We start from the raw sequence: 16,934 nt of genomic DNA, 5'->3' as shown, positions 1-16,934 counted from the left end.
TTATATCGCTATCCTTATAAAGAAAAGCCCGGCTGTTGCCGAGCTTTTCTTTATTAACACATCATCAACTTTATTTCTTCTGAACACGAAGGAAACTTTCAGCAATTAGTAGATCTTCCGGAGTCGTCACTTTAATATTATAGTAACTCCCCTCCACTACACCAACTTGCTTCCCAACGCGTTCTACGAGACTTGCATCATCTGTGCCAAGAAAACAACTTTGCTTTGCGCTTCTATGAGCTTCTAGCAAAAGAGAAACAGAGAATCCTTGTGGTGTTTGTACAGCGTTAAGTTGAGACCGCTCTACCGTTTCTACAACAACACCCTGCTCTACTTTCTTAACAGTATCTTTTACTGGCACTGCACAAATGGAAGCTCCATATTTTTCTGCTGCAGTTAATACATCGCAAATCACTTTATTCGTTACGAACGGGCGCGCCCCGTCATGAACAAGAACATATTCGACACCACTCGCATACTGAAGTGCGTTATATACGCTATCTTGTCTTTCGGCTCCACCCTGAATAAATTGTACGTGCTTTTCAATCTGGTACTTCTGCACCAACTCTTCAAAATACGGGCGTTCTTCTTCGTTAATTGCCATAATAATACTTTTGCACGCTTTATCTTTTTCAAAAGCACGCAATGTGTGCACAATAATTGGTACTTCATCTATAAGTAAAAATAACTTATTTTTACCAGCACCCATTCGTTTCCCTTGGCCCGCTGCCGGAATAATTAATGTATACATATTAATAATCCTCTACTTATAATGCTTTTTCTAGCAATTTACGTTTTGCGAAAATCATACGACCAGCCGATGTTTGTAATACGCTAGTAACAAGTACATCAAGTTGTGAACCCACATACTCTCTACCATCTTCTACTACAATCATCGTACCATCATCTAAGTATGCAACACCTTGATTCTGTTCTTTACCATCTTTCACAACATAAACACTTAATTCTTCACCAGGGAGTACGACTGGTTTAATCGCATTAGCTAAATCATTAATGTTTAACACCGTAACCCCTTGTAATTCAGAAACTTTGTTTAAATTGAAATCGTTTGTTACTACAGTTCCACCAGTGATTTTTGCCAACTTTACAAGCTTGCTATCTACTTCTTGGATATCATCGAAATCGCCTTCATAAATTTCTACCGGAATTGGCATCTCCTTTTGAATACGATTTAAAATGTCTAGTCCTCTGCGGCCACGATTACGCTTTAAAGCATCTGAAGAATCGGCAATATGCTGAAGCTCTTCTAATACGAATTGTGGAATGACGATTGTTCCTTCTAAAAACTTTGTTTGGCAAATATCTGCAATACGTCCATCAATAATTACACTCGTATCGAGAATTTTCCAATGAGTCGTAGATTTTTCTGCTTCGACCTCTACCTCTTCATTCTCACTATTGTTTTTCTTCTTACCTCCGCGTTGGGGTAATGTAAATAATCCTAGCAATTCATTCCTCTTTTTAAATCCTACTTGGAATCCTAAATATCCAAGTAAAAGGGTGAAGAACACTTGCAACACCGTACTAATAACTGGAATTGTAAATTCACGAATTGGTATCAAAATTAAATATGCAACAATAAGACCAGAGATTAATCCTAATGTACCAAATAAAACATCTGCTACAGGCGCCTTTACAAGAGCCTCTTCAATATGCTTAATAAGTTGAACAATATAATCTACAAGCCAAAATGTTGTTAAAAATAAAATAATTGCACCAATAATTGCACGAACATACGATCCTTCCAACAAAGGAACCGCACCGATATCTAATACATTAATAATTTTTGGGATTAAGTAAATCCCTAACGCTCCCCCGATCACTAAAAAGAAGAGCTGTACAATCCGTTTTAACATCCAACCACCTCCTACTCATTATTAACCATTGTTTCGCTAATCAAAACGCCGAATGCAAAAGCGGACGTGTTTTTTTGTAAATAGTTTTATTTACCAATATATCATATCATATACCAAAAATGTTCTAGTGTCGTTATATTATAGAATCAATGTAATATTCTTAATTGTGTCTACTCATATAGAGATGCTCTTGAATTCTTTTTAGACCTTCTCGTATTTTCTTCGCTCTCACTTCTCCAATTCCTTCCACATCATCCAATTCATTAATAGTTGCTCGGCAAACACCTTGCAATGTTTTAAATCGATTAATTAAATTCTCGATAATAAGTGGCGGAACACGAGAAATCTTGCTTGTGATTCGGTATCCTCTAGGTGTCACACTTTCTTCTAAACTTGTTTGTCCTGAATACCCAAGTAATTTAACTAAATCACTATCCTCTAAAAGTTGTGTATTTGCAAGATCTTGTAACTTTTTCAAGATTTGATGATGGTCTTGTGTTTTCTCCTGGTGATAATCTTTAATTAACAATGCTGCCTCTGCCTCTAAATCAGCTAGTAATTCTGTAAGCTGTAAACGAATTAACCTACCTTCTGTTCCTAGCTCATGAATATAGCTCAATATTTCATTTTTTATACGCAGCACCATTTCAACACTATGTAAAACGTGAACCACCTCGGACATTGTAACGACCTCTTCAAATTCTAGAATACCCAAATTCGTAATGCCGTCATTCCATACAGCCTTATATTTTTCTAGCGTTTGAATTGCTTGATTTGCCTTCGTTAAAATGACACCTATATCTTTTAGTGTATAACGTAAGTTCCCTTGATATAGCGTAATTACATTACGTCTTTGTGAAATGGCCACAACAAGGCTGCCCGTCTGCTTTGCTACACGCTCTGCTGTTCGGTGACGCATACCTGTTTCAATAGAATCAATAGATGAATCCGGAACTAACTGTGCGTTTGCAATTAAAATTTTACTTCCAGTTTCATTTAAAATAAGTGCTCCATCCATTTTTGCTAATTCATATAAACTAGCAGGAGAGAATGCGCAATTAATATGAAAACCACCATCAACAATGCTTTTAATCTGCTCATTATACCCAAGAACAATTAGTCCCCCTGTTTGTGCGCGAAGTACATTATCTATCCCTTCGCGCAGTGGTGTTCCCGGGGCCACGAGCTGTAAAATATTAATTATACTTTTGACACGTTGCTTATTTTCTTCCATAGCCTAGCCTCCTAATGTCAAACGAAGCGCTTCTCCTAAATTAGAAACACCTACAACCTCAATCCCCTCTGGAATTGTCCACCCCCCTAAATTTTTTCTAGGAATGATAGCACGTTGAAATCCTAATTTAGCTGCTTCTTGTACACGTTGTTCGATTCTTGATACTCTTCTTATTTCTCCAGTTAATCCAACTTCTCCTATTACCGCATCAGTTGGTGCCGTAGATTTATCTCTAAAACTTGAAGCTATACTTAAGGCAACAGCTAAATCAATTGCCGGTTCATCTAATTTCAAACCACCAGCTACTTTTAAATACGCATCTTGATTTTGTAATAGTAAACCTGTTCTTTTCTCTAGTACCGCCATAATAAGCGAGACACGATTATGATCAATTCCTGTCGCCATTCTTCGAGGATTTCCAAAACTAGTAGGGGAAATTAATGCCTGTATTTCTACTAAAACTGGTCTTGTTCCTTCCATTGAGGCAACTACTGTTGAACCTGCAACTCCAACTGGTCTTTCCTCAAGGAAAATTTCAGAAGGATTTAAGACTTCTGCAAGGCCAAGTTCTTTCATTTCAAAGATACCCATTTCATTCGTAGAACCAAAACGATTCTTTACAGCTCGTAAAATACGATATGTATGGTGTCGATCTCCTTCAAAGTAAAGAACTGCATCGACCATATGTTCTAGCATACGCGGTCCCGCAATTGCACCTTCTTTTGTCACATGCCCTACGATAAAAATTGGGATTCCCTTTGTTTTTGCAAGTTTCATTAATTCTGCTGTACATTCACGTACTTGCGCCACACTACCAGGAGCTGATGTCACTTCAGGTAAATGTATCGTTTGAATAGAATCAATAACAACAAAAGCAGGATTCATCTCTTCAATATGTGCTGCAATACGCTGTAAATCTGTCTCTGATACAACAAATAGATTACTACCATTTACATGTAAACGATCTGCACGAAGTTTAATCTGCTTTGCTGACTCCTCACCTGATATATACAATACATCATATGAAGCATCTGCTAATTGCGAGGAAATCTGTAATAATAACGTTGATTTTCCAATCCCAGGGTCCCCACCAATAAGTACTAAAGATCCATCTACAATTCCGCCACCTAGTACACGGTTAAACTCCTGAAATTTTGTTTCAATACGTGCCTCAGACTTTGTTTCTACTTCTGTAAGACGTCTTGGTTTTGTTACTTCTGTTTGAATTGCATTTGCATAATTTAGGCGTCTGGATGATACAACGGGTTCCATCTCTTCAACAAGCGAATTCCATTGACCACACCCTGGACATTTACCCATATATTTTGGTGATTGATAACCACACTCTTGACATGTGAATTTTGTTTTCTTTTTAGCCATATCTTTTTATATTTCACTTCGCTTTCATCTATAAACATTTGACCTTCTCGTACAAGAAAGAGGGCTATCTCGTAGCCCTCTTAGTTTGTCTATACTTATTTTACCTTTTCAGCACTATGAATGACAAATGTTTCCCCTTCTACATCAAAGATAACTTTTTGCCCTTTCTCAATAGCACCTTTTAAAAGTTCTTCCGATAGTCTATCTTCTACATGCTTCTGAATTGCTCTACGTAGTGGACGAGCACCATATTCACGATCAAACCCTTTATCAGCAATAGCTGCAATCGCCCCTTCTGTTAATTGCAATTCAATTTCTTGTTCTTTTAAGCGATTCACTAACTGATTTACCATAAGAGTCACAATTTCTTGAATATGTTTTTTCTCAAGCATATGGAATACGATAATTTCATCAATACGGTTTAAGAATTCTGGACGAAATGCCTTTTTCAGCTCATCCATTACTTTACCTTTCATATCCGAATAATCACGGCTTTCATCTTGTACGTTAAATCCAAGATGTTTGTTACGTTTTAACGCCTCAGCACCAACGTTAGACGTCATAATAACAATCGTATTACGGAAGTCAACTGTACGTCCTTTAGAATCAGTTAAACGACCATCTTCCAATACCTGTAGTAAAATATTAAATACATCGGGATGCGCCTTCTCTACTTCATCTAATAGGACAACTGAATACGGCTTACGACGAACCTTCTCTGTTAATTGTCCGCCTTCTTCATACCCAACATATCCTGGAGGAGAACCAACTAAGCGAGAAGTTGAATGTTTCTCCATATACTCAGACATATCAATGCGAATCATTGCATCCTCATCACCGAACATAGATTCTGCCAATGCTCTTGCTAATTCTGTTTTACCTACACCTGTTGGTCCTAAGAAAATAAATGAACCAATTGGACGTTTCGGATCTTTTAGTCCTGCTCTTGCACGACGAACAGCTTTCGCTACAGCCACTACCGCTTCATCCTGGCCGATGACACGATCATGAAGAATGGATTCTAAGTTTAATAATTTATCAGTCTCTGTTTGTGCAAGTTTAGAAACAGGGATACGTGTCCATGTAGAAACGACATTTGCAATATCTTCTACCGTAACCTCTGAATTTTCTTTTCCTTGTTGCTCTTTCCACTGACGCTTTGTATCTTCCAATTTCTCACGTAAGCGTTGTTCCATATCACGTAAGGAAGCAGCCTTTTCAAACTCTTGACTTTGTACAGCCGCATCTTTTTCTTTTCGAATTTCCTCAAGCTTCACTTCAAGCTCTTTTAAGTTTGGTGGTGTTGTATAAGAGCGTAAGCGAACCTTTGAAGCAGCTTCATCAATTAAATCAATTGCTTTATCCGGTAAGAAACGATCCGTAATATAACGATCAGAAAGTTTTACAGCTGCATCAATTGCATCATCTGTAATAGACACACGGTGATGCGCCTCATAACGATCGCGTAAACCTTTCAAGATTTGAGTTGATTCTTCTAGACTCGGCTCATCAACATGAATTGGCTGGAAACGTCTCTCTAAAGCTGCATCCTTTTCAATATATTTACGATACTCATCTAAAGTTGTCGCACCAATACATTGTAATTCTCCGCGTGCTAAAGATGGTTTTAAAATATTTGATGCATCGATTGCACCTTCTGCTCCACCTGCACCGATTAATGTATGAAGTTCATCAATAAATAGAATAATATTCCCTGCTTGACGTATTTCATCCATTACTTTCTTTAAACGATCTTCAAACTCACCACGATATTTCGTCCCAGCTACCACTGTTCCCATATCTAGTGTCATAACACGCTTATCTCTTAACGTTTCAGGAACTTCATTATTTACGATTTGCTGTGCTAACCCTTCAGCAATTGCTGTTTTACCTACACCAGGCTCTCCAATTAACACTGGATTGTTTTTTGTTCTACGGCTTAACACTTCAATTACACGTTGAATTTCTTTACTACGTCCAATAACAGGATCCAAACGATTCTCACGTGCAACAACTGTTAAGTCGCGCGCTAAACTGTCTAGTGTCGGTGTATTGGCATTTGTCGATGAACCACCTTGGTGACCTGAACTCGCTTCGTTACTTCCAAGAAGTTGTAACACTTGTTGTCTTGCTTTGTTGAGGCTTACGCCTAAATTATTTAAAACACGTGCCGCTACACCTTCACCTTCACGGATTAAGCCAAGTAAAATATGTTCTGTTCCAACGTAAGAATGTCCTAGCTTACGCGCTTCATCCATAGACAATTCAATAACTTTTTTAGCACGAGGTGTATAATGTACAGTTTGAGAAGCTTCTGTTCCACGTCCAATTAACGCTTCTACCTCTTTTTGCACTTTTTCCGGGCTCAATCCAAGAGCAATTAACGCTTTTGCTGCAATTCCTTCACCTTCGCGTACAAGCCCAAGTAAAATATGTTCTGTTCCAATATTATTATGCCCAATGCGAATTGCTTCCTCTTGAGATAAAGCTAATACTTTCTGTGCTCTTTCTGTAAATCTTCCAAACATCATAGAAATCGCCTCCTACTTGCGCTTAGTTTTTTTCAATACGTAATCGCTCACGGATTAAGGTTGCTCTTCGATAATCTCTTTCTTCTGGTCCTAAAGGTCCTCCTGCGTATTGTTGTAAAATACCTGGTTGCGTAAGAACCATTAGCTCAGTCAAAATATTTCTCGATATACCTTTTATATATCCTAGATCAATACCAAGTCGTACATCCGATAAGCAAGTTGCCGCTTCTGCAGATTGAATTAAACGACTGTTTGCTAGTATACCGTAAGAACGATAAACCTTATCTTCAAGCTCAATACTCGAATTTTGTACAATTAATTCTCTGGCCAATTTTTCTTGTTGTATAATTTGCTGCATGACACTCTTTAAATCTGCAATAATATCTACTTCGGATTTCCCTAGCGTCATTTGATTTGATACTTGAAATATATTACCTAACGCTTCGCTACCTTCACCGTATATTCCTCTTACTACTAACCCTAATTTTTGAATTACTTGTATAATACGGCTAATTCTTTTTGTTAAAACCAGCCCTGGTAAATGAATCATTACAGAAGCTCTTAATCCTGTACCAACGTTAGTAGGACAACTCGTAATATATCCAAGTGATTCATCAAAAGCATATTCAACCTCTTTCTCAATCCAATTATCTATTTGATTAGCGCTTTGAAGCGCCTTTGATAACTGTAGCCCTGGAAATAGGCACTGAATCCTAATGTGGTCTTCCTCATTAAGCATCACACTAATGTGTTCGCTTTCTGATAACAGACATGCTCCATATTCGGTCCCTGCGAGATTTGGACTAATTAAATGCTTTTCGACTAAAACTCTCCTTTGAAGAGGCGTTAATTCATTCATTTTTAATAATCCAAACTTCCCAAAGGGCTCTACCGATTTATTTATAAATTTCTTTTTAAATAATTCTTGAACCTGTTGAGCTTCCTCTTCGTTTTGCATAGTAGAAAATTGATATTGCTTAAAATTACGAGCCAAACGAATTCGACTACTTAAAACAATATCAGAATCAGGGCCATCCCCCTTCATCCATGGACTAATCGCTTCATTCATAATTTTGTCCAGTGACATAGAACTACTCCCCCTCTCTATGCTCACTAAGCTGAGTTTCAAGCCCTCGAATTTCATCTCTTACCTCAGCAGCTTTCTCAAACTCCTCATTCTGTACATATTGTTTCAGAATAAGTTTTAGTTCATCTAATTCTTTCTTTAAGTGGATATTTCCTTCCATTCGTTCCGGAATTTTTCCACAATGTTCTGTATGTCCACCATGAAGTCGCTTTAACAATGGGTTTAAGTGTCCTTTAAATGTATCGTAACAAGAAGCACAACCAAAGCGTCCCACTTTTGTAAAATGTTCATATGTCATCTTACAATCTGGACATCTTACTGTATTTGTATTTGAAAACCCGTTTTTTTCTTCTCCAAACATTGTTGATTCACCGTGTAATAAACCAGCAAATACATCATGAAATGAAAAGTTAGACTGTGATGATTGAAAGAAAGACGTATAGCCACTTTGCTCCGCACATTGCTCACAAAGATGAACTTCCGCCTTCTTCTCGTTGATTACTTTTGTATAATGTAAAGTTGCTGGTCTTATATTACAGTTTTGACAAGTCATCAATATCCCCACCTTTACAATAGGAACGATCTACCTCATGATACTTTTCATACATTACTAGATTGTCCTCTTTCCTTAATCCATTTAGATAAAAGTACATGCTCTTTTTCAAAACTTCTACAATATTTAACTGCCCTATCTTAATTATCATTCTTTTACAAAAGCTGTATTTATTTATATTTCAGTGTTCTTAACATTGCGCATAATATTCGAGCCCTAAGTTCATCTCGAGAAGGAATATCCATTGATAATACAGAACGATCTAGTACACTTAACATTAGTTTTGCTTCACGGCCTGTTATAATTCCCTCTTCTAATAAACGTATAATCATACTCTCTGCATTCCCTTGTGCAACGCTATGATCAATCATATGAAGCATTTGATCAATAATGTCTATATCATCATGCAGTTTGACTTTTATAATGCGAATGTAACCTCCACCACCACGTTTACTTTCTACTATAAATCCTCTTTCTAATGTAAAACGGGTATTGATTACATAATTGATTTGAGATGGTACGCACTCGAATCGATCCGCAATCTCATTTCTTTTGATTTCAATCACATTATTATTACTTAAGTCAATAACTTGCTTTAGATATTGCTCAATGATATCAGATATATTTCTCATTTATCCGCCACCTTTATTGACTTTGACTATCTTTGACTTTAATTATATACGTATTAATAAAATTTGCAACTCTTTTGCTTATTCACTATCCTAGCCACATTCCCCTGTATTTAATCAACATGGTAATTATTTAAGCACATTTTTTTAATTACTATGGATTATAAAAGAAAACACGAAAAAACACGAGTCATTTGACTCGTGTTTAGTTGCTTGGCGACGTCCTACTCTCACAGGGACAAGGTCCCAACTACCATCGGCGCTAGAGAGCTTAACTTCCGTGTTCGGTATGGGAACGGGTGTGACCTCTCTGCCATCATCACCAAACTATGAAGGCATATTCCTTCAAAACTAGATAACATTTGCTACATATTATATGGTTAAGTCCTCGATCTATTAGTATTCGTCAGCTCCACATGTCACCATGCTTCCACCTCGAACCTATCAACCTGATCATCTTTCAGGGATCTTACTAGCTTACGCTATGGGAAATCTCATCTTGAGGGGGGCTTCATGCTTAGATGCTTTCAGCACTTATCCCTTCCGCACATAGCTACCCAGCTATGCCCTTGGCAGAACAACTGGTACACCAGCGGTGCGTCCATCCCGGTCCTCTCGTACTAAGGACAGCTCCTCTCAAATTTCCTACGCCCACGACGGATAGGGACCGAACTGTCTCACGACGTTCTGAACCCAGCTCGCGTACCGCTTTAATGGGCGAACAGCCCAACCCTTGGGACCGACTACAGCCCCAGGATGCGATGAGCCGACATCGAGGTGCCAAACCTCCCCGTCGATGTGGACTCTTGGGGGAGATAAGCCTGTTATCCCCGGGGTAGCTTTTATCCGTTGAGCGATGGCCCTTCCATGCGGAACCACCGGATCACTAAGCCCGACTTTCGTCCCTGCTCGACTTGTAGGTCTCGCAGTCAAGCTCCCTTATGCCTTTGCACTCTACGAATGATTTCCAACCATTCTGAGGGAACCTTTGGGCGCCTCCGTTACACTTTAGGAGGCGACCGCCCCAGTCAAACTGCCCACCTGACACTGTCTCCCGGGTCGATAAGACCCGTAGGTTAGAATTTCAATACAGTCAGGGCGGTATCCCACCAGCGCCTCCACCGAAGCTAGCGCTCCGGTTTCAATGGCTCCCGCCTATCCTGTACAAACTGTACCAAAATTCAATATCAGGCTACAGTAAAGCTCCACGGGGTCTTTCCGTCCTGTCGCGGGTAACCTGCATCTTCACAGGTACTATAATTTCACCGAGTCTCTGGTTGAGACAGTGCCCAAATCGTTACACCTTTCGTGCGGGTCGGAACTTACCCGACAAGGAATTTCGCTACCTTAGGACCGTTATAGTTACGGCCGCCGTTTACTGGGGCTTCAGTTCAGAGCTTCGCTTACGCTAACCCCTCTCCTTAACCTTCCAGCACCGGGCAGGTGTCACCCCCTATACTTCGCCTTACGGCTTCGCAGAGAGCTGTGTTTTTGCTAAACAGTCGCTTGGGCCTATTCACTGCGGCTTTCCGTTAAGAAAGCACCCCTTCTCCCGAAGTTACGGGGTCATTTTGCCGAGTTCCTTAACCAGAGTTCTCTCGCACACCTTAGGATTCTCTCCTCGCCTACCTGTGTCGGTTTGCGGTACAGGCACCTTTTATCTCGCTAGAAGCTTTTCTTGGCAGCGGGGAATCAAAGACTTCGCTCCATAAGGAGCTTCCCCATCACAGCTCAGCCTTCACGATAAGCGGATTTGCCTACTTATCAGCCTAACTGCTTGGACGTGCACAACCAATCGCACGCTTCTTCTATCCTTCTGCGTCCCTCCATTGCTCAAACGATAAAGAGGTGGTACAGGAATATCAACCTGTTGTCCATCGCCTACGCCTGTCGGCCTCGGCTTAGGTCCTGACTAACCCTGAGCGGACGAGCCTTCCTCAGGAAACCTTAGGCATTCGGTGGACGGGATTCTCACCCGTCTTTCGCTACTCATACCGGCATTCTCACTTCTAAGCACTCCACCAGTCCTTACGGTCTGACTTCACTGTCCTTAGAACGCTCCCCTACCACTGATACCATTCGGTATCAATCCGCAGCTTCGGTGGTGTATTTAGCCCCGGTACATTTTCGGCGCAGAGTCACTCGACTAGTGAGCTATTACGCACTCTTTAAATGGTGGCTGCTTCTAAGCCAACATCCTAGTTGTCTAAGCAACTCCACATCCTTTTCCACTTAATACACACTTTGGGACCTTAGCTGGCGGTCTGGGCTGTTTCCCTTTTGACTACGGATCTTATCACTCGCAGTCTGACTCCTAAGGATAAGTCATTGGCATTCGGAGTTTGACTGAATTCGGTAATCCGATGAGGACCCCTAGTCCAATCAGTGCTCTACCTCCAAGACTCTTACACTTAAGGCTAGCCCTAAAGCTATTTCGGGGAGAACCAGCTATCTCCAGGTTCGATTGGAATTTCTCCGCTACCCACACCTCATCCCCGCACTTTTCAACGTGCGTGGGTTCGGGCCTCCATTCAGTGTTACCTGAACTTCACCCTGGACATGGGTAGATCACCTGGTTTCGGGTCTACGACCACGTACTAAACGCCCTATTCAGACTCGCTTTCGCTGCGGCTCCGCCTCTTCAGCTTAACCTCGCACGGGATCGTAACTCGCCGGTTCATTCTACAAAAGGCACGCCATCACCCGTTAACGGGCTCTGACTATTTGTAGGCACACGGTTTCAGGATCTCTTTCACTCCCCTTCCGGGGTGCTTTTCACCTTTCCCTCACGGTACTGGTTCACTATCGATCACTAGGGAGTATTTAGCCTTGGGAGATGGTCCTCCCAGATTCCGACGGAATTTCACGTGTTCCGCCGTACTCAGGATACATTCAAGAGAGAACGAAGTTTCGACTACGGGGTTGTTACCCTCTACGACGGACCTTTCCAGGTCGCTTCGTCTACCTCGTTCCTTTGTAACTCCGTATAGAATGTCCTACAACCCCAAGAGGCAAGCCTCTTGGTTTGGGCTATGTTCCGTTTCGCTCGCCGCTACTCAGGAAATCGCATTTGCTTTCTCTTCCTCCAGGTACTTAGATGTTTCAGTTCCCTGGGTCTGTCTTCCTTACCCTATGTATTCAGATAAGGATACCATACCATTACGTATGGTGGGTTTCCCCATTCGGAAATCTTCGGATCAAAGCTTACTTACAGCTCCCCGAAGCATATCGGCGTTAGTCCCGTCCTTCATCGACTCCTAGTGTCAAGGCATCCACCGTGCGCCCTTTCTAACTTAACCAAACTAAAATTAAAAAATATGAGCTACACTGTTATCTAGTTTTCAAAGAACATACATTTATATATGAGAGATAGTTCTCTCAAAACTGAACAAAACGAAACACGGAAACTTATATTGATGAACAGCGTTCATCAATTCTCCATAGAAAGGAGGTGATCCAGCCGCACCTTCCGATACGGCTACCTTGTTACGACTTCACCCCAATCATCTGTCCCACCTTAGGCGGCTGGCTCCAAAAAGGTTACCCCACCGACTTCGGGTGTTACAAACTCTCGTGGTGTGACGGGCGGTGTGTACAAGGCCCGGGAACGTATTCACCGCGGCATGCTGATCCGCGATTACTAGCGATTCCAGCTTCATGTAGGCGAGTTGCAGCCTACAATCCGAACTGAGAACGGTTTTATGAGATTAGCTCCACCTCGCGGTCTTGCAGCTCTTTGTACCGTCCATTGTAGCACGTGTGTAGCCCAGGTCATAAGGGGCATGATGATTTGACGTCATCCCCACCTTCCTCCGGTTTGTCACCGGCAGTCACCTTAGAGTGCCCAACTTAATGATGGCAACTAAGATCAAGGGTTGCGCTCGTTGCGGGACTTAACCCAACATCTCACGACACGAGCTGACGACAACCATGCACCACCTGTCACTCTGCTCCCGAAGGAGAAGCCCTATCTCTAGGGTTTTCAGAGGATGTCAAGACCTGGTAAGGTTCTTCGCGTTGCTTCGAATTAAACCACATGCTCCACCGCTTGTGCGGGCCCCCGTCAATTCCTTTGAGTTTCAGCCTTGCGGCCGTACTCCCCAGGCGGAGTGCTTAATGCGTTAACTTCAGCACTAAAGGGCGGAAACCCTCTAACACTTAGCACTCATCGTTTACGGCGTGGACTACCAGGGTATCTAATCCTGTTTGCTCCCCACGCTTTCGCGCCTCAGTGTCAGTTACAGACCAGAAAGTCGCCTTCGCCACTGGTGTTCCTCCATATCTCTACGCATTTCACCGCTACACATGGAATTCCACTTTCCTCTTCTGCACTCAAGTCTCCCAGTTTCCAATGACCCTCCACGGTTGAGCCGTGGGCTTTCACATCAGACTTAAGAAACCACCTGCGCGCGCTTTACGCCCAATAATTCCGGATAACGCTTGCCACCTACGTATTACCGCGGCTGCTGGCACGTAGTTAGCCGTGGCTTTCTGGTTAGGTACCGTCAAGGTGCCAGCTTATTCAACTAGCACTTGTTCTTCCCTAACAACAGAGTTTTACGACCCGAAAGCCTTCATCACTCACGCGGCGTTGCTCCGTCAGACTTTCGTCCATTGCGGAAGATTCCCTACTGCTGCCTCCCGTAGGAGTCTGGGCCGTGTCTCAGTCCCAGTGTGGCCGATCACCCTCTCAGGTCGGCTACGCATCGTTGCCTTGGTGAGCCGTTACCTCACCAACTAGCTAATGCGACGCGGGTCCATCCATAAGTGACAGCCGAAGCCGCCTTTCAATTTCGAACCATGCAGTTCAAAATATTATCCGGTATTAGCCCCGGTTTCCCGGAGTTATCCCAGTCTTATGGGCAGGTTACCCACGTGTTACTCACCCGTCCGCCGCTAACTTCATAAGAGCAAGCTCTTAATCCATTCGCTCGACTTGCATGTATTAGGCACGCCGCCAGCGTTCATCCTGAGCCAGGATCAAACTCTCCAATAAAGTTAGTTTGTCTAGCATCTAAAATAAAAATTGACGTTTCACGTTGTTTGTTTCGTTCAGTTTTCAAAGAACTAATGGTGGAGCCTAGCGGGATCGAACCGCTGACCTCCTGCGTGCAAGGCAGGCGCTCTCCCAGCTGAGCTAAGGCCCCAAACAAGTATCGGGAAGACAGGATTTGAACCTGCGACCCCCTGGTCCCAAACCAGGTGCTCTACCAAGCTGAGCCACTTCCCGAAAGAAAACGCGCCCGAGAGGAGTCGAACCCCTAACCTCTTGATCCGTAGTCAAACGCTCTATCCAATTGAGCTACGGGCGCATATGGTGCCGAGGGCGGGGGTCGAACCCGCACGGTGGTCACCCACCGCAGGATTTTAAGTCCTGTGCGTCTGCCTGTTCCGCCACCCCGGCATGTCATATTGAAAATTGGAGCGGAAGACGGGATTCGAACCCGCGACCCCAACCTTGGCAAGGTTGTATTCTACCACTGAACTACTTCCGCAAGACATGTTTGAGATATTTTATTAAAAGTGCGGGTGAAGGGAGTCGAACCCCCACGCCAAAGGCGCTAGATCCTAAGTCTAGTGCGTCTGCCAATTCCGCCACACCCGCATATTAATTAAAATGGTGAGCCATGAAGGACTCGAACCTTCGACCCTCTGATTAAAAGTCAGATGCTCTACCAACTGAGCTAATGGCTCTTACAATAAAAACTGGTGCCGACTAGAGGACTTGAACCCCCAACCTACTGATTACAAGTCAGTTGCTCTACCAATTGAGCTAAGTCGGCTAAATGGTGGAGGATGACGGGATCGAACCGCCGACCCCCTGCTTGTAAGGCAGGTGCTCTCCCAGCTGAGCTAATCCTCCGGATTGCCTGGCAACGTCCTACTCTCACAGGGACAAGGTCCCAACTACCATCGGCGCTAGAGAGCTTAACTTCCGTGTTCGGTATGGGAACGGGTGTGGCCTCTCTGCCATCATTACCAGACTGTATTCATTTAAGACAAGAATCATTGTAACTCATTTAACTTTTAAAGTCAACAAGTTTTTTATATTCTTTCAAAACTAGATAACATTGCTTCATATTATATGGTTAAGTCCTCGATCTATTAGTATTCGTCAGCTCCACATGTCACCATGCTTCCACCTCGAACCTATCAACCTGATCATCTTTCAGGGATCTTACTAGCTTACGCTATGGGAAATCTCATCTTGAGGGGGGCTTCATGCTTAGATGCTTTCAGCACTTATCCCTTCCGCACATAGCTACCCAGCTATGCCCTTGGCAGAACAACTGGTACACCAGCGGTGCGTCCATCCCGGTCCTCTCGTACTAAGGACAGCTCCTCTCAAATTTCCTACGCCCACGACGGATAGGGACCGAACTGTCTCACGACGTTCTGAACCCAGCTCGCGTACCGCTTTAATGGGCGAACAGCCCAACCCTTGGGACCGACTACAGCCCCAGGATGCGATGAGCCGACATCGAGGTGCCAAACCTCCCCGTCGATGTGGACTCTTGGGGGAGATAAGCCTGTTATCCCCGGGGTAGCTTTTATCCGTTGAGCGATGGCCCTTCCATGCGGAACCACCGGATCACTAAGCCCGACTTTCGTCCCTGCTCGACTTGTAGGTCTCGCAGTCAAGCTCCCTTATGCCTTTGCACTCTACGAATGATTTCCAACCATTCTGAGGGAACCTTTGGGCGCCTCCGTTACACTTTAGGAGGCGACCGCCCCAGTCAAACTGCCCACCTGACACTGTCTCCCGGGTCGATAAGACCCGTAGGTTAGAATTTCAATACAGTCAGGGCGGTATCCCACCAGCGCCTCCACCGAAGCTAGCGCTCCGGTTTCAATGGCTCCCGCCTATCCTGTACAAACTGTACCAAAATTCAATATCAGGCTACAGTAAAGCTCCACGGGGTCTTTCCGTCCTGTCGCGGGTAACCTGCATCTTCACAGGTACTATAATTTCACCGAGTCTCTGGTTGAGACAGTGCCCAAATCGTTACACCTTTCGTGCGGGTCGGAACTTACCCGACAAGGAATTTCGCTACCTTAGGACCGTTATAGTTACGGCCGCCGTTTACTGGGGCTTCAGTTCAGAGCTTCGCTTACGCTAACCCCTCTCCTTAACCTTCCAGCACCGGGCAGGTGTCACCCCCTATACTTCGCCTTACGGCTTCGCAGAGAGCTGTGTTTTTGCTAAACAGTCGCTTGGGCCTATTCACTGCGGCTTTCCGTTAAGAAAGCACCCCTTCTCCCGAAGTTACGGGGTCATTTTGCCGAGTTCCTTAACCAGAGTTCTCTCGCACACCTTAGGATTCTCTCCTCGCCTACCTGTGTCGGTTTGCGGTACAGGCACCTTTTATCTCGCTAGAAGCTTTTCTTGGCAGCGGGGAATCAAAGACTTCGCTCCATAAGGAGCTTCCCCATCACAGCTCAGCCTTCACGATAAGCGGATTTGCCTACTTATCAGCCTAACTGCTTGGACGTGCACAACCAATCGCACGCTTCTTCTATCCTTCTGCGTCCCTCCATTGCTCAAACGATAAAGAGGTGGTACAGGAATATCAACCTGTTGTCCATCGCCTACGCCTGTCGGCCTCGGCTTAGGTCCTGACTAACCCTGAGCGGACGAGCCT

General features: G+C 43.4%; 8 protein-coding genes, 9 tRNA genes and 5 rRNA genes (1 of these 22 cut by a window edge). All 22 read right to left on the bottom strand.

Annotated features, from left to right (window positions below):
- Positions 1 to 70 precede the first annotated feature (70 nt).
- Positions 71 to 751: a 2-C-methyl-D-erythritol 4-phosphate cytidylyltransferase gene (ispD, locus tag MHB52_RS00545; RefSeq protein WP_061663735.1), complete on the bottom strand. Its 681-nt coding sequence runs from the start codon at positions 749 to 751 to the stop codon at positions 71 to 73.
- A 16-nt stretch (positions 752 to 767) separates the two neighbouring features.
- Positions 768 to 1,877: a PIN/TRAM domain-containing protein gene (locus MHB52_RS00540; protein WP_000919677.1), complete on the bottom strand. Its 1,110-nt coding sequence runs from the start codon at positions 1,875 to 1,877 to the stop codon at positions 768 to 770.
- Positions 1,878 to 2,037: 160 nt separating this feature from the next.
- Positions 2,038 to 3,111: a DNA integrity scanning diadenylate cyclase DisA gene (gene disA / locus MHB52_RS00535; protein ID WP_000392159.1), complete on the bottom strand. Its 1,074-nt coding sequence runs from the start codon at positions 3,109 to 3,111 to the stop codon at positions 2,038 to 2,040.
- 3 nt (positions 3,112 to 3,114) lie between these two features.
- Positions 3,115 to 4,491: a DNA repair protein RadA gene (gene radA, locus MHB52_RS00530; RefSeq protein ID WP_001085202.1), complete on the bottom strand. Its 1,377-nt coding sequence runs from the start codon at positions 4,489 to 4,491 to the stop codon at positions 3,115 to 3,117.
- A gap of 95 nt (positions 4,492 to 4,586) precedes the next feature.
- A complete protein-coding gene (gene clpC, locus MHB52_RS00525) occupies positions 4,587 to 7,022 on the bottom strand; it encodes an ATP-dependent protease ATP-binding subunit ClpC (RefSeq protein ID WP_000971184.1) in 2,436 nt (811 codons plus the stop codon).
- A gap of 22 nt (positions 7,023 to 7,044) precedes the next feature.
- Entirely contained in the window at positions 7,045 to 8,109 is a 1,065-nt protein-coding gene (locus tag MHB52_RS00520) for a protein arginine kinase (RefSeq protein WP_000050843.1), read from the bottom strand.
- Between the two features lie 4 nt (positions 8,110 to 8,113).
- A complete protein-coding gene (locus tag MHB52_RS00515) occupies positions 8,114 to 8,662 on the bottom strand; it encodes a UvrB/UvrC motif-containing protein (RefSeq protein ID WP_000128397.1) in 549 nt (182 codons plus the stop codon).
- A gap of 170 nt (positions 8,663 to 8,832) precedes the next feature.
- The gene (ctsR, locus tag MHB52_RS00510) at positions 8,833 to 9,294 is read right to left on the bottom strand and encodes a transcriptional regulator CtsR (RefSeq protein ID WP_001244558.1); all 462 of its coding nucleotides are present in this window, start codon (positions 9,292 to 9,294) and stop codon (positions 8,833 to 8,835) included.
- 208 nt (positions 9,295 to 9,502) lie between these two features.
- Positions 9,503 to 9,618, bottom strand: a 5S ribosomal RNA gene (rrf, locus tag MHB52_RS00505).
- Positions 9,619 to 9,667: 49 nt separating this feature from the next.
- Positions 9,668 to 12,590 (bottom strand): 23S ribosomal RNA (locus tag MHB52_RS00500).
- A 145-nt stretch (positions 12,591 to 12,735) separates the two neighbouring features.
- A 16S ribosomal RNA gene (locus MHB52_RS00495) occupies positions 12,736 to 14,287 on the bottom strand.
- A gap of 75 nt (positions 14,288 to 14,362) precedes the next feature.
- Positions 14,363 to 14,438, bottom strand: a tRNA-Ala gene (locus tag MHB52_RS00490).
- 9 nt (positions 14,439 to 14,447) lie between these two features.
- A tRNA-Pro gene (locus MHB52_RS00485) sits at positions 14,448 to 14,521 on the bottom strand.
- An 8-nt stretch (positions 14,522 to 14,529) separates the two neighbouring features.
- A tRNA-Arg gene (locus MHB52_RS00480) sits at positions 14,530 to 14,603 on the bottom strand.
- Between the two features lie 3 nt (positions 14,604 to 14,606).
- A tRNA-Leu gene (locus MHB52_RS00475) sits at positions 14,607 to 14,695 on the bottom strand.
- A gap of 16 nt (positions 14,696 to 14,711) precedes the next feature.
- A tRNA-Gly gene (locus tag MHB52_RS00470) sits at positions 14,712 to 14,786 on the bottom strand.
- Positions 14,787 to 14,815: 29 nt separating this feature from the next.
- Positions 14,816 to 14,896 (bottom strand) — tRNA-Leu (locus tag MHB52_RS00465).
- Between the two features lie 13 nt (positions 14,897 to 14,909).
- Positions 14,910 to 14,985: transfer RNA gene (locus MHB52_RS00460), tRNA-Lys, on the bottom strand.
- 13 nt (positions 14,986 to 14,998) lie between these two features.
- A tRNA-Thr gene (locus tag MHB52_RS00455) sits at positions 14,999 to 15,074 on the bottom strand.
- Between the two features lie 4 nt (positions 15,075 to 15,078).
- Positions 15,079 to 15,154, bottom strand: a tRNA-Val gene (locus MHB52_RS00450).
- A 5-nt stretch (positions 15,155 to 15,159) separates the two neighbouring features.
- A 5S ribosomal RNA gene (gene rrf, locus MHB52_RS00445) occupies positions 15,160 to 15,275 on the bottom strand.
- Between the two features lie 101 nt (positions 15,276 to 15,376).
- A 23S ribosomal RNA gene (locus tag MHB52_RS00440) occupies positions 15,377 to 16,934 on the bottom strand; it runs 1,365 nt beyond the window's last position.
- The 16S, 23S and 5S rRNA genes sit together here with 9 tRNA genes alongside, the layout of an rRNA operon.

Source organism: Bacillus sp. FSL K6-0073, from assembly GCF_038006085.1.
Classification (GTDB): domain Bacteria; phylum Bacillota; class Bacilli; order Bacillales; family Bacillaceae_G; genus Bacillus_A; species Bacillus_A cereus.
Note: the sequence above shows the minus strand (reverse complement) of the source record. Positions and strands in the feature narration are given on the sequence as shown.